The sequence below is a fragment of the Streptomyces sp. NPDC044002 genome (assembly GCF_056434525.1).
In genome coordinates this window covers 56,213-69,339 of the sequence record NZ_JBWKEZ010000033.1, presented here as the reverse complement: position 1 = coordinate 69,339, position 13,127 = coordinate 56,213, and the positions used below count along the sequence as shown (strand labels likewise).

The window sequence follows — 13,127 nt, the reverse complement described above, 5'->3', positions numbered from 1 at the left end:
TGGACGATCCCCCTCCCGGACCCCCTCGCCGGACCTCCGGCCGCCGCCCCCGGCTCCTGCCCCCGGCCGTTCCCCCGTCACCCTTCACCGTCAATACGCCGCAGCGGCCCCCGTGGTTCCAGACACGCGCGCCCGCGCCCCGGGTTCACCCGAACCGGGCACGCAGCCTCGCCATCGCCGCGGGCGGCGCGCCCAGCGCGTCCAGGCCCAGCAGGGCCGCACCCAGCACCGGCGGGGCCGTGACCACCGAGAGCCGGGCCAGCGGGGCGCGCACGGCCAGCAGCTCCCCGATCCGGCCGTTCAGGCCCGGGTGCCGGGCCGCGAGCACACCACCGCCCAGCAGCACGGGCACCTCCCGCTCCAGCAGGCCGAGCCGCTCCAGCGCCACCGACGCCAGCGCCACCACCTCCTCGGCCTGCCGCTCCACCAGCGACGCCGCCACCGCGTCCCCCGCCGCCGCCACCGCGAACAGCACCGGCACCAGCTCGTGCAGCCGCCCCCGGTCCAGCACGCCCAGGTGCACCGCCTCGATCAGCGCCGCCATCGAAGCCAGCCCGAAGTGCCCCGGCAGCGCCGCCGCCAGGGCGGTCGGCCCGCCCCGCCCGTCCTCGGCGCGGGCCGCCCACCACAGGGCCTCCTGGGCCAGGCCGCCCCCGCCGCCCCAGTCGCCGGAGATCTGCCCGAGGGCGGCGAAGCGGGCGGTCCGCCCGTCGGGCAGCATGCCCACGCAGTTGATGCCGGCCCCGCAGACCACGGCGACCCCGAGCGGGCCGTCCGCGCCCGCCCGCAGGATCGCGAAGGTGTCGTTGCGCACCTCGGTGGCCGCGCCCCAGCCCCGCGCCGCCACCGCCTCGGTGAGCCGGCGCTCCTCCACCGGCAGGTCGGCGTTGGCCAGACAGGCCGAGACCCGGGCCGCGCGCGGCACCCCGGGCAGCCCGGCGGCCGCCGCCGCCCGGGCCACCGCCTCCGCGAGGACGTCCACGGCCGCCTCCACACCGGACACGGGCGGCTGGAAGCCCCCGGCGCGCCCGGTGCCGAGGACCGTGCCGTCGGCGGCGACCAGCGCGGCGTCGGTCTTGCTGTTGCCCGCGTCGATCGCGACGACGGCTACGCCCACGGCAGGTGCTCCTTGTTGTGCGCGAGGAGCCGGTCGGCCAGCCCCTCCGCGAGGTCGTGCTGTCCGACGAGCGGATGGGCCAGCAGGGCCTTGAAGACCCGCTCGCGCCCGCCGCGCAGGGCCGCGTCCAGGGCGAGGTCCTCGTACGCGGCGACGTGCGCGACCAGCCCGGCGTACAGGGGGTCGAGCCGGGGTGCGGGCAGCGGTACCGGGCCGCCGCCGTCGACCCGTGCCTGGACCTCGATCACGGCGTCGTCCGCCAGGAACGGCAGCGTGCCGCCGTTGCGGGCGTTGACCACCTGGACGGACGGCCCGCCGCCGCCCAGCAGGGCCGCGGCGAGGTCCACGGCGGCCTCGGAGTAGAAGGCCCCGCCCCGCTTGGCCAGCAGTGCGGGCTTCTCGTCGAGCGCGGGGTCGGCGTACAGGGCGAGGAGTTCACGTTCCATCGCGGCGACCTCGGCGGCCCGCGAGGGCTTCTCGCCGAGTTCCCGGACCACCTCGTCGTGGGCGTAGAAGTAGCGCAGGTAGTACGAGGGCACCGCGCCGAGCCGGTCCAGCAGCGCCCGGGGCAGGTGCAGGTCGGCGGCGACGGCGTCCCCGTGCTCGGCCAGCAGCCGCGGCAGCACGTCGGTTCCGTCCGGGCCGCCGAGCCGGACCCCGAGTTCCCAGGTCAGGTGGTTGAGGCCGACGTGGTCGAGGTGGACCTCGGCGGGCGCCACGTCCAGCAGCCGCGCGAACTTGCGCTGGAAGCCGATGGCGACGTTGCACAGCCCGACGGCCTTGTGCCCGGCCTGGAGCAGGGCCCGGGTGACGATCCCCACCGGGTTGGTGAAGTCGATGATCCAGGCGTCGGGGGCGGCCCGGCGGACCCGTTCGGCGATGTCCAGGACCACCGGGACCGTCCGCAGGGCCTTGGCGAGCCCGCCCGCGCCGGTGGTCTCCTGGCCGACGCAGCCGCACTCCAGCGGCCACGTCTCGTCCTGCAGCCGGGCCGCCTGCCCGCCGACGCGCAGCTGCAGCAGCACCGCGTCGGCGCCGGCGACGCCCGCGTCCAGGTCGGAGGTGGTGGTGACGCGCCCCGGGTGCCCCTGCCGGGCGAAGATCCGCCGGGCCAGGCCGCCGACCAGCTCCAGCCGTTCGGCGGCCGGGTCGACCAGCACGAGTTCGCTGACGGGCAGGGTGTCGCGCAGCCGTGCGAAGCCGTCGGCCAGCTCGGGCGTGTAGGTGGAACCGCCGCCCACCACTGCGAGTTTCATCGGGATCAGCCTTTCACTCCGGTCAGGGTGACTCCCTCGACGAACGCCTTCTGGGCGAAGAAGAAGAGGACGATCACCGGGGCCATGACGAGCACCGTCGCCGCCATGGTCAGGTTCCAGTTGGTGTGGTGCGCCCCCTTGAAGGACTCCAGGCCGTAGCTGAGGGTCCAGGCGGCCGGGTTGTCGGAGGCGTAGATCTGCGGGCCGAAGTAGTCGTTCCAGGCGTAGAAGAACTGGAACAGGGCGACGGCCGCGATGCCCGGCTTCGCCATGGGCAGGACGACGCGCAGCAGGGTGCGGACCTCGCCGCAGCCGTCGACGCGGGCCGCGTCGAGGTACTCGTCGGGGATGGTCAGCAGGAACTGGCGCAGCAGGAAGACCGCGAACGCGTCGCCGAAGGCCAGCGGGACGATCAGCGGCCACAGGGTGCCGGACAGGTCGAGCTGCTTCGCCCAGAAGAGGTACATGGGGATGACGACCACCTGCGGCGGCAGCATCATCGCGGCGATCACCAGGAGCAGCACCGTGCGCCGTCCGCGGAAGCGGAACTTGGCGAGGGCGTAGGCGACGGGCACCGAGGACACCACGGTCAGCACGGTGCCGAGCCCGGCGTACAGCAGGGTGTTGCGCCACCAGGTCAGGAAGCCGGGGGTGTGCCAGACCTGCGCGTAGTTGCCCCATTCCCAGGTGCGCGGCCACAGCTCGCGGGTGAGCGCCTGCTGGTCGCTCATCAGGGAGGTGAGGAGGAGGAAGACGAAGGGGAGGACGAAGAACAGGGCGGCGGCGACGGCCAGGGAGTGCACCCCGACCCAGTGCAGTGCGGCCTTGCGGCGGTGTGCGCGCATGTATCAGTCACCCGTTCCGATCAGTCCGCCCCGGCGGCGCATCAGGAGCGCGGTGAAGGCCATGGAGAGGGCGAACAGCACCAGGGCCAGGACGCAGGCGGAGCCGTAGTCGAAGCGCTGGAAGCCGAGGTGGTAGACGGTCTGGGGGAGGGTCAGCGTGGACTTGCCGGGGTAGCCCGGCTCGGTCTGCTGGCCGGAGCCGCCGATGATCCCGGCGGCGGCCTTCGAGGCGACCGTCGGCTGCGTGTAGTACTGCATGGCCTGGATCACCCCGGTGACCACGGCGAACAGCACGACGGGGGAGATGTTCGGCAGGGTGATGTGCCGGAAGCGGGCCCAGGCCCCGGCGCCGTCCAGCTCCGCGGCCTCGTACTGCTCCTTCGGTACGTCGAGCAGCGCGGCCATGAAGATCACCATCAGGTCGCCGGTGCCCCACAGCGCGAGGGCGGTGAGCGCGGGCTTGGACCAGCCGGCGTCGGTGAACCAGCCGGGCGCGGGCAGCCCGGCGGCGTCCAGCAGGGTGTTGACCGGGCCCGTGCCGGGGTTGAGGAGGAAGACGAAGGCGAGGGTCGCGGCCACCGGCGGGGCCAGGTAGGGCAGGTAGAACAGGGTCCGGAAGAGACCGGCGCCGGTCTTGACCTTGGTGACGAGCAGTCCGACGCCGAGGCCGAAGACGACCCGGCAGCTCACCATGACCACGACGAGCCACAGGGTGTTGCGCATGGCCGGCCAGAACAGCGGATAGTCGGTGAAGACGTAGCTCCAGTTGTCCAGGCCGTTGAAGACCGGGGGCCGGAAGCCGTCGTAGCGGGTGAAGGAGAAGTAGACGGTGGACAGCAGCGGGTAGGCGAAGAAAACGGCGGAGCCGATCAGCCAGGGCGACAGGAAGGCGAGGGTCCGCAGGGCGGCGCGCCGGTGCCTGGCCCGCAGGGCGGGGGTGCGCGGGGTGTCCGCGGCCGGGGTCATCGGGGCTACTCGGCCTTCGCGATGTCCGTGTCGATCTGCCGGTCGGTCCTGGCGAGCCCGGCGGCGAGGTCGGGTACGTCGCCCTTCTCGACGGCGTACGCGAAGTCCTGGAAGGTCAGCTGGTAGGCGCCGCCGTCGGCCCGGGCGGGGGTGGTGTTCGACTTCGCGTGCCGGGCGATGTCGAGGAACGTCTTCGACTCGGGGGTGACCTGGAGCTGCGGGGACTGCAGTGCGGCCAGCGTGGACGGGATGTTGTGGATGGCGTTGGCGAAGGCGACGACGGCCTCGGTGTCGGTGGTCATGTAGCGGACCAGCTCCCAGGCGGCGTTCTGCTTCCGGCTCGCGGAGGAGATGCCCATGATGGTGCCGGAGAGGTAGCCCTTGCCGTAGTCGGCCCGCTGGTCGTCGGGCACGGGCAGCGGGGCGGTGCCGATCTCGAAGGGGACGCCGGCGGCCCTGGCCATGGCCGGGCGCCACTCGCCGTCGATCTGCATGGCGACGAGCCCCTTGTGGAAGGGGTGTTCGGCGCTCCACTCGTCGCCGAAGCCGGCGCGGAACCGTTCCAGCTTCTCGTGGCCGCCGAGCTTGGCCACCAGGTCCTTCTGGGCGGTCAGCATCTTCGCGAAGGCCGGGTCGCCGGCCAGGTTGGACTTGCCGTCGGCGGTGAAGTAGGTCGGGCTCCACTGCGCGGCGAGGCGCATCGGGGTGGTCTCGTAGCCGTGGAAGGTGGGCATCACGCCGAGCTGCTCGTACGAGTCGCCCTTGGGCTTGGTCAGCTTCTGCGCGACCTCGGTGAACTCGCTCCACGTCACGGGAGCTTCGGTGATCCCGGCGGCGGCGAAGGCGGTCTTGTTGTAGACGAGGCCGTAGGCGTCGTGCAGCAGGGGCAGGGTGCACTGGTTGCCCTTGTAGCGCGTGTACTCCAGCAGGGTCGCGGGGAAGACCTTCGCCCCGTCGATCCCGGACTTCTCCATGAAGGGGTTCAGGTCGGCGAAGGCGCCGGAGTTGCAGAACTTGCCGACGCTGTCGGTGGCGAAGGAGGAGACCACGTCGGGGGCCTTGTCCCCGCCCGCGCGCAGTGCCTGGTTGATCTTGTCGTCGGTCATGTTGCCGGTGGCCTTGACCTTGATGTTCGGGTGGGCCTTCTCGAAGCGGTCGATGCCGTCCTGGATCGCCTTGACTTCGGAGGGCGCGGACCAGCCGTGCCAGAAGGCGATGGTGACGTCGGCCTTGGGATCGTCGGCGGCGCCGGCGCCGCCCTGGCCGGTGCAGGCGGTAGCGAGTACGGATATGGCGGCAAGGGCGGCCGCGGTGGTGGTCAGGCGTGCGGCTCGGGGCATGGCGGTGCTCGCTCTCTGGGGGAGAACTCCGGATGAGGGGGACGGGCTGGGGGTGTCAGCGGGAGGTGTCGAAGACTTCCTCGCGGGTGGCGGCCAGTGCGCTCTCCAGGGCGCCGCGCAGTACGGGCCGCTCGCGCACCTCGCCGGTGACCAGCCGCGGCCGGGAGGGGGCCAGTTCGGCGAGCTCGTCCTCCAGCAGGGCGCGCAGCGGGTCGCCGCCCGCGGTGATCAGGGCGCCCGACAGGACCACGATCTCCGGGTCCAGTACGGCGACCAGCGAGGCGAGACCGGTCGCGAGCGCGGTGGCGTACGACCGGAGGAAGGCCAGGCGGGCGCCCTCCGGTTCGGCGGCGGCCCGCCGCAGCAGCTCGGCACCGGCGGCCACCTGCGCGGTGTGCGGGGCGTCGGGGGCGTCGGGGGCGGGGCCGAGGCCGGCCGCGGCGGCGAGCGCGGGCAGCACCTGTACGCCGGCCAGCTCCTGGTAGCCGCCGGTGTTGGCCCGGGTGACCTGGCGGACCAGGGGGTGGCCGGGCACGGGCAGGAAGCCCACCTCGCCCGCGCCGCCCGTCCAGCCGCGGTGCAGCCGTCCGCCGAGGACGAGGGCGGCGCCGAGGCCCTCCTCGTTCCAGAGCAGGACGAAGTCCTCGTGGCCGCGGGCCGCGCCGAGGCGCTGCTCGGCGACCGCGGCGAGGTTGACGTCGTTCTCGTACTCGACCGGCAGGGGCAGGGCCGCGGCCAGTTCGTCGAGGAGGGTGGGGGAGTGCCAGCCGGGCAGGTGGCTGGCGTAGCGCAGCCGGCCGGAGCGCGGGTCGAAGGCGCCGGGGGTGGCGATGACCAGGCGGTGCAGGTCGGGCAGGGCCAGCCCGGCGTCCTCCAGGGCTCCGCCGAGGGCGCGGGTGACCTGGCCGACGGCGTCGGCGCCCTCGGTGTAGGGGAGCTCGAAGCCGCCGACCACGGTGCCGGCCAGGTCGGCGACGGCGGCGAGCACCCGGTCGGGGGTCACGTCGAGGCCGCCGACGTGGGCGGCGCGGGCGTTGAGCGCGTACAGCTGGGCGTTCGGGCCGGGGCGGCCGCCGTCGGTGCCGGTGGCGACGACGAGCCCGGCGGCCTCCAGCCGGGCCAGCAGCTGGGAGGCGGTGGGCTTCGACAGCCCGGTGAGGTGCCCGATCCGGGTCCGGGACAGGGGGCCGTGCGCCAGCAGCAGCTCCAGGGCGGCGCGGTCGTTCATGGCGCGGAGCAGGCTGGGCGTTCCCGGAGTGGCGGCGGGCATGGCGGGGTCCCTCCCTCACCGAGGAGACTGTTAGGTAAGTTTCCTATCGGCTTCGGAGGCCTGTCAATGCCGCTGCCCCGCCGGAACGGACCGGCGGGGCAGCGTACGGCGTGGGCGCGGGAGCCTACTTGGGCAGCCGGACCCCCGGCGCGGGGGCGGGCGCCGGCGGTATCGGGGCGGTGGCCAGGGACTGCGGGGAGGCCGGGTTGGCCAGCGCGGACGGCGCCGCGACGGCCGCCGCCGGGTCGGCCGGGGCGGCCTCGTCCTCACCGGGGGCCGGCGCGCCGCCGATGATCCGGATGCCCGCCGCGTCGAAGGCGTCCTTGATCCGCCAGCGCAGCTCGCGCTCCACCGCGAACTGCTGGCCCGGCATGGTCTTCGCCGACACCTTCACCGTCATCGAGGCCAGCAGCACCTCGTCCAGGCCCAGCACCTCCACCGGACCCCACAGGCGCTCGTCCCACGGGGTCTCCTTCGCCAGGGTGTCCGCGACCCCCTGGACCACCTCGCGGATGTGCGCCAGGTTCTCCGTCGGCTTGACCTGCACGGCCACGCCCGCCGTCGCCCAGCCCTGGCTCAGGTTCCCGATGCGCTTGATCTCGCCGTTGCGGACGTACCAGATCTCACCGTTGTCGCCGCGCAGCTTGGTCACGCGCAGGCCGACCTCGATCACCTCGCCGGAGGCCACCCCGGCATCGATCTTGTCGCCCACGCCGTACTGGTCCTCCATGATCATGAACACGCCGGAGAGGAAGTCCGTCACCAGGTTGCGGGCACCGAAACCGATCGCCACACCGGCCACACCGGCACTCGCCAGCAGCGGCCCCAGGTCGATCTTCAGCGCCGCCAGCACCATCAGCGCGGCCGTACCGAGGATCAGGAACGAGGACACCGAACGCAGCACGGAGCCGATCGCCTCCGACCGCTGGCGCCGCCGCTCGGCGTTGACCAGCAGCCCGCCCAGCGCCGTGCCCTCCACGGCCTCCGCACTGGTGTTCATCCGGCTTATCAGCTTCGTCAGGGCCTTGCGGACCACGCTGCGCAGCGCCACCGCGATCACGATGATCAGCAGGATCCGCAGGCCGATGCTCAGCCAGGTGGCCCAGTTCTCCTCGACGAAGCTCGCGGCGTTCGTCACGCTCTCGGCGGCGTCGTCGGTGGTGGACGCTGCCTGCGGTAGCAGGGTGGCGGGCGAGGGCACGGCGGGAACCTCCAGGGCATAGCGGGCCGCCCGCGGAACGGTCGTACGGTCGTGCTGGCTGTGCGGGCAGGCTCCATCCACACTAACGGGGCACAGGACCGACCTCGTTGCGTTGTTCGAGGGAGAGACCGGACTCACCTGGGGATGAAAGGAAGTGTGGTTGAAAACACCCCGGGCCCGTTACCGGCGCGTGGTGGCGCTTCGACCAGCCGTAAGGGGAGACTGAGAGCAGATCGTCCCGGCGCGAGCCACGCGCCGCCGACGTACAAGGAGGCAGTCCGTGCCGCACGTCCTGGTCCTCAACGCGTCGTACGAGCCCCTCGGCGTCGTACCGCTCCGCCGCGCGCTCGTCCTCGTCCTGGAGAACAAGGCAATCTCCCTGGAGGAATCGGGCGCCTTCCTGCACAGCGCGACACGAGCCGTCCCCGCGCCCAGCGTGGTCAGGCTCAAGCGCTTCGTGCGGGTCCCCTACCGGGGGCCCGTTCCACTCACCCGCCGCGCGCTGTTCGCCCGCGACGGCGGCCGCTGCATGTACTGCGGAGCCGTCGCCACGAGCGTGGACCACGTCATCCCGCGCAGCCGCGGGGGCCAGCACGTCTGGGACAACGTGGTCGCCGCATGCCGGCGGTGCAACCACGTGAAGGCGGACCGGCACCTGCTGGAACTCGGCTGGCGGCTGCGCCACCAGCCGGCTCCGCCGTCGGGGCTGGCCTGGCGGATCATCGGTACGGGGCACCGGGATCCGCGCTGGATGCCGTACCTCCAGCCGTACGGGGCGCAGGACGCGCTGGAGCGCATCGGGGTCCCGACCCCGGCCCCGGCTGCCGCCGCCTCCTGACGGGGCGCCGGGCCCCTGCCGCGCGGGGCGAGGTCCCCCACCCGCCCTTCGCCCGTTCCCCGGGCTGCGCCCGGACCCCTTCTGGGGGCTCCGCCCCCAGACCCCCGCGCCTCAAACGCCGGCGGGGCTGGATTTGGCCGGCGGGGCTGGGGGCGGAGCCCCGGGTTCGGCTGGGTCAGTTCTCCAGGGCCTGGTACGTCGTGGTCCAGAAGTCGTGGATGACCCGGGCCGGGGCCGGGTTGGTGAGGCCCACCTGCATGAGGAGGACGCCGGTGAGCTGGTTGTGCGGGTCGGCGTAGGCCGAGGTGCCGGTGCCGCCGTCCCAGCCGAACTGGCCGACGGGCGCGTAGTCGCCGCGGTAGGTGCGGACCGCCATGCCGAAGCCCCAGCCGCCCTGCTGGCCCTGGCCGAAGGACACGTGGACGCTGTTCCGGGCCAGGGCGGACCGGGTGGCCTCCTGCTCGGCCGTGAGGCCGTTGGTGGTCATCAGCTCGACGGCGGGCCGGGACAGGATCCGCTCGCCGCCGTGCGTGCCCTGGTTCAGCAGCATGCGGAAGTACGCGTGGTAGTCGTCGACGGTGGAGACCAGGCCGCCGCCGCCGGACTGGAACGCCGGGGGCGCGCTGTACCGGCCGCCCGCCGCCTCGTCCCACACGTGGAACTCCCCGGTCTGCGGGTCGGGGGCGTAGCTGGGGGGCAGCCGGTCGATCTTGTCGGCGGGCACGTGGAAGCCCGTGTCCTTCATGCCCAGCGGGTCGAGGACGCGCTCGCGCAGGAACGTCTCGAACGGCTTGCCCGTGACCCGGGAGACGAGGACGCCGAGCACGTCGTGGCTGATGTGGTACTGCCACTGCTCCCCGGGCTGGCGCATCAGGGGGAGCGTGCCGAGGCGGCGCATCCACTCGTCCTGCTCGGGTGCGGGCTCGCCGCCCTGGGTGAAGACGCCCCGCTCGAAGAGGGCTGCCGTGATCGGGGAGCCCATCGCCGTCAGGTCGATGCCGAGTCCGAAGGTGGAGTTCAGCAGGTCCCGTACGGTGATCGGCCGCCGGGCGGGGACGGTCTCGTCCAGCGGGCCGTCGATCCGCGCCAGGACCTGGCGGCCGGCGAGTTCGGGCAGCCACTCCTCGACGGCGTCGTCCAGCCGGATCTCGCAGTCGTCGACGAGGGCCATCGCGGCCGCCATCGCGACCGGCTTGGACGTGGAGGCCATCCGGAAGATCGTGTCCCGCCGCATCGGGGCACCGCCGTCGTGGTGCATGGTCCCGATCGCCTCGACGTGCGTCTCGTCGCCGCGGCTGACGAGGGCGACGAGGCCGGGGATCTTCCCCGACTCGACGTGCCGGGTCAGCACGTCGCGCATCTTGCGCAGGCCCGCCTCGGTGAAGCCGTTCTGTCCCATCGTCGATCTCCCCGTGAGTGTTTGAGAACCTCTGAACTCGCTCGAAGCTACATTGCGTTTATGGATGCGTCAACGAGGTTGGTGGGGTGAATCTCCCTGGTGGTTATGGTGATTGGAGTGTGTATTGCAATGGCTGTGGCGGTGAATGCAATGGCATGGCGGGGGGTGGATTGCAATGGGGTGGGGGCGGATGCATACTGCGGCTGTCGACGAGGGGAGACGAGCACCGATGCCCGGAGGACGGCTCACCGGCGAGGAACGCCGGCACATCGCCACCTGGCTGGCCGAGGGCCTCGGATACACGGAGATAGGCCGGCGGCTGCGGCGGCCCGCCTCCACCGTCATGCGGGAGGTCACCCGCAACGGCGGCCCCGAGGGCTACGGCGCGGACCGGGCGCAGGAGGCCACGCAGCACCGTGCGCGCCGGCGCAAGGAGGTGCGGCCGGCGACGGCGGCGCCGCCGGTCCCCGACGCCGGCCACGGGCGGGACCCGCAGGCGGTGCGGGAGTTCACCGAGTCCTTCACCGGGCTGCTGGCCGGGCAGGGGCTGCCGCCGATGGTCTCCAGGGTGCTGGCCTGCCTCTACACCACCGACTCCGGCGCCCTCACCGCCGCCGAGCTGGTCGAGCGGCTCCGCGTCAGCCCGGCGTCCGTCTCGCACGCCGTCGCCTGGCTCGAAGGGCAGGGGATGCTCAGGCGTGAACGGATTCCCGGGGCGCGCCGCGAGCGCTACGCCATCGACGACGAACTCTGGCTCCGGTCGCTGCTCGCGGCCGCGCAGATGAACGACGTACTGGTCGCGGCGTCGCAGCGCGGAGCCGAGGTCCTCGGGGCCACGACTCCGGCGGGGGCGCGCTTCGAGTCCTCCGTCGAGCTGCTGACGCTCGTGAACGAGTCCCTGCGCGCGGTCATGGAGCAGTGGCGGCTGAGGCTGGCCGAGCGCGCCGCGGACACGGACACGGATACGGGTACGGGTACGGGTACGGGTACGGCCTAGGAGGGCAGGAGGCGCTGTTCCTTGGCCACCGCGACCGCGCCCGCGCGGGTGTCGACGCCGAGCTTGTCGTAGATGCGGCCCAGGTGGGTCTTGACGGTGGCCTCGCTGATGAACAGGGCCCGGGCGATGTCGCGGTTGCCCAGGCCCCGGGCCAGCTGGCCCAGGATGTCGAGTTCGCGGTCGGTGAGGGTGGGCCGCGTACCGCGCATGTGGGCCATGACCCGGCTCGCGACGGGCGCGGACAGCGTGGTGCGGCCGGCCGCCGCCGAGTGGATGGCGGCGAACAGCTCCTCGGGGCGCTCCGCCTTCAGCAGGTAGCCGGTCGCTCCCGCGCCGATCGCCCGGGTGATGTCGGCGTCCGTGTCGTACGTGGTGAGGACCAGGACGTGCGGCGGGCCGGGGAGGGCCGTGATGCGGCGGGTGGCTTCGACGCCGTCGATGCCCTCGCCCAGCTGGAGGTCCATCAGGACCACGTCCGGGCGGAGCTTGGCGGCCAGTGCGACCGCCTCCTCGCCGCTGCCGGCCTCGCCGAGCACCTCGATGTCCGGCTCGCTGCCGAGGAGCGCGAGGAGTCCGGCGCGGACCACCACGTGGTCGTCGCAGAGGAGGATCGTCGTCATCCTGTGGGCTCCAGGGGGATCGAGGCGGAGAGGACGGTGCCTTCGCCGGGGGCGGATTCGATCGTCAGGGTGCCGCCGAGCTGGCGCACGCGGGCGCGCATGGCCGGGAGGCCGTGACCGCGTCCGGGACCGGAGGCGGTGGCGGTGGCGGTGAAGCCGTCGCCGTCGTCCGCGATGTCCAGGACGACCTGGTCGCCGAGGAAGCTCAGGGTGAGGGCGGCGGTGTGCGCGTGCGCGTGCTCGCGGATGTTGGCCAGGGCGCCCTGGGCGATGCGCAGGAGGGCCGACTCGGTGCGGTCCGGCAGGGGTGCCGGGACGCCCTCCAGGTGGAAGCGGACCTCGACGCCGGGCCCGGCGTCCAGCGCGCTGAGGGCCTCGGGGAGGCCGGCGCCGTTGTCCAGCTCGGGCGGGGCCAGGTCGTGGACCAGGCGGCGGGCCTCGGCGAGGCCGCGGGCCGCGATGCCGTTGGCGGTGCGGACGTGCGCGCGGGCGGTGGCCGGGTCGCTGTCCCAGGTGCGGTCGGCGGCCTGGAGCAGCATCTGCTGGCTGGACAGGTTCTGGGCCAGGGTGTCGTGGATCTCCATGGACAGCCGCTGCCGTTCGGCGAGGGTGCCCTCGCGGCGTTCGGTGGCGGCGAGTTCCCGGCGGGTGCGGATCAGGTCGTCGATCAGCGCGCGCTGGGCGCGGGCCTGGCGCTCCATGTGGACGAAGACGGCCGTGGCGAGCGCGGCGATGGCGGGCGGGGCCAGGAGGAGGTTGGGGTCGAAGGCGGTGGAGAGCTTCATCTGGGCCGCGACGACGAAGACGGTGAGTACGGCGACCAGGGCCACGGCGGCGCGCGGGGGGAGGGTGCGCAGGGCGGTGAAGAACAGCGGTACGGCGCACCAGGCGAAGCTCGGCGCGAGCACGACGAGGACCACCCAGGTGGCGACGACGAGCCCGAGCCAGAGCCTGCGGCGCAGGGTGGGGGCGGGGGTGTGCCGATCGGCGGCCTGGGTGACGCCGACGGCGGGGCCGAGGACGTACAGCAGGGCGAGGGCGATGCCGAGGGAGATCACCCAGGGGGTGCGGGGTTCGCCGGGGTGCCGGAGCAGGAAGCGGGCCACCGATGCGCCGAGCAGGAGGAAGAACGCCGTGTGCATGACGGTGGCGAGGGTGCGGGTGTCGGGTGCCCGGGTCACTGCGTGGCTCCTGTGGGTGGGGCGGTGGTATCCATACTGCCTTTGCCTTTGCCTTTGCCCTGGCCGGGCGGTTGCCGGGTGTGCCGCTGCGCGGGGC

Annotated in this window: 12 protein-coding genes; 2 read left to right on the top strand and 10 right to left on the bottom strand. The window is 73.3% G+C overall.

The window, feature by feature from the left end; translation table 11 throughout:
* Nucleotides 1-145 precede the first annotated feature (145 nt).
* The 7 genes from AC07A6_RS23890 to AC07A6_RS23860 form a co-directional block, all read right to left on the bottom strand.
* A complete protein-coding gene (locus AC07A6_RS23890; RefSeq protein ID WP_478778444.1) occupies nucleotides 146-1,117 on the bottom strand; it encodes an N-acetylglucosamine kinase in 972 nt (323 codons plus the stop codon).
* Nucleotides 1,108-2,373, bottom strand: a complete 1,266-nt coding sequence (locus tag AC07A6_RS23885) for a 6-phospho-beta-glucosidase (RefSeq protein ID WP_478778443.1) — start codon at nucleotides 2,371-2,373, stop codon at nucleotides 1,108-1,110. Before AC07A6_RS23885 ends, AC07A6_RS23890 begins: the two co-directional genes overlap by 10 nt.
* Before the next feature lie 5 nt (nucleotides 2,374-2,378).
* Nucleotides 2,379-3,218, bottom strand: a complete 840-nt coding sequence (locus tag AC07A6_RS23880; protein WP_478778442.1) for a carbohydrate ABC transporter permease — start codon at nucleotides 3,216-3,218, stop codon at nucleotides 2,379-2,381.
* 3 nt (nucleotides 3,219-3,221) lie between these two features.
* The gene (locus AC07A6_RS23875; protein ID WP_478778441.1) at nucleotides 3,222-4,184 is read right to left on the bottom strand and encodes a carbohydrate ABC transporter permease; all 963 of its coding nucleotides are present in this window, start codon (nucleotides 4,182-4,184) and stop codon (nucleotides 3,222-3,224) included.
* A 5-nt stretch (nucleotides 4,185-4,189) separates the two neighbouring features.
* Nucleotides 4,190-5,524 (bottom strand): ABC transporter substrate-binding protein, encoded by a 1,335-nt coding sequence (locus tag AC07A6_RS23870; RefSeq protein WP_478778440.1) that lies wholly within the window; start codon nucleotides 5,522-5,524, stop codon nucleotides 4,190-4,192.
* Between the two features lie 55 nt (nucleotides 5,525-5,579).
* The gene (locus AC07A6_RS23865) at nucleotides 5,580-6,794 is read right to left on the bottom strand and encodes an ROK family transcriptional regulator (RefSeq protein ID WP_478778439.1); all 1,215 of its coding nucleotides are present in this window, start codon (nucleotides 6,792-6,794) and stop codon (nucleotides 5,580-5,582) included.
* A 124-nt stretch (nucleotides 6,795-6,918) separates the two neighbouring features.
* Nucleotides 6,919-7,995, bottom strand: a complete 1,077-nt coding sequence (locus tag AC07A6_RS23860) for a mechanosensitive ion channel family protein (protein ID WP_478778438.1) — start codon at nucleotides 7,993-7,995, stop codon at nucleotides 6,919-6,921.
* Between the two features lie 280 nt (nucleotides 7,996-8,275).
* Between AC07A6_RS23860 and AC07A6_RS23855 the strand changes: the two genes are divergently transcribed.
* Nucleotides 8,276-8,833 (top strand): HNH endonuclease, encoded by a 558-nt coding sequence (locus AC07A6_RS23855; protein ID WP_362463105.1) that lies wholly within the window; start codon nucleotides 8,276-8,278, stop codon nucleotides 8,831-8,833.
* A gap of 175 nt (nucleotides 8,834-9,008) precedes the next feature.
* On the opposite strand, the gene AC07A6_RS23850 is transcribed toward AC07A6_RS23855, so the two are convergent.
* Entirely contained in the window at nucleotides 9,009-10,232 is a 1,224-nt protein-coding gene (locus tag AC07A6_RS23850; RefSeq protein ID WP_478778437.1) for a serine hydrolase domain-containing protein, read from the bottom strand.
* A gap of 229 nt (nucleotides 10,233-10,461) precedes the next feature.
* Here AC07A6_RS23850 and AC07A6_RS23845 point away from each other — a divergent pair, with 229 nt between their 5' ends.
* A complete protein-coding gene (locus tag AC07A6_RS23845; RefSeq protein ID WP_478778436.1) occupies nucleotides 10,462-11,229 on the top strand; it encodes a GbsR/MarR family transcriptional regulator in 768 nt (255 codons plus the stop codon).
* On the opposite strand, the gene AC07A6_RS23840 is transcribed toward AC07A6_RS23845, so the two are convergent.
* Both AC07A6_RS23840 and AC07A6_RS23835 read right to left on the bottom strand, forming a co-directional pair.
* Nucleotides 11,226-11,849 (bottom strand): response regulator, encoded by a 624-nt coding sequence (locus tag AC07A6_RS23840; RefSeq protein ID WP_007265532.1) that lies wholly within the window; start codon nucleotides 11,847-11,849, stop codon nucleotides 11,226-11,228. The two genes, AC07A6_RS23845 and AC07A6_RS23840, sit on opposite strands and share 4 nt — an antisense overlap.
* On the bottom strand, nucleotides 11,846-12,991 hold the full coding sequence (locus AC07A6_RS23835) for a sensor histidine kinase (RefSeq protein WP_478778456.1): 1,146 nt from the start codon (nucleotides 12,989-12,991) through the stop codon (nucleotides 11,846-11,848). The genes AC07A6_RS23840 and AC07A6_RS23835 overlap by 4 nt, the downstream gene beginning before the upstream one ends.
* Nucleotides 12,992-13,127 lie beyond the last annotated feature (136 nt).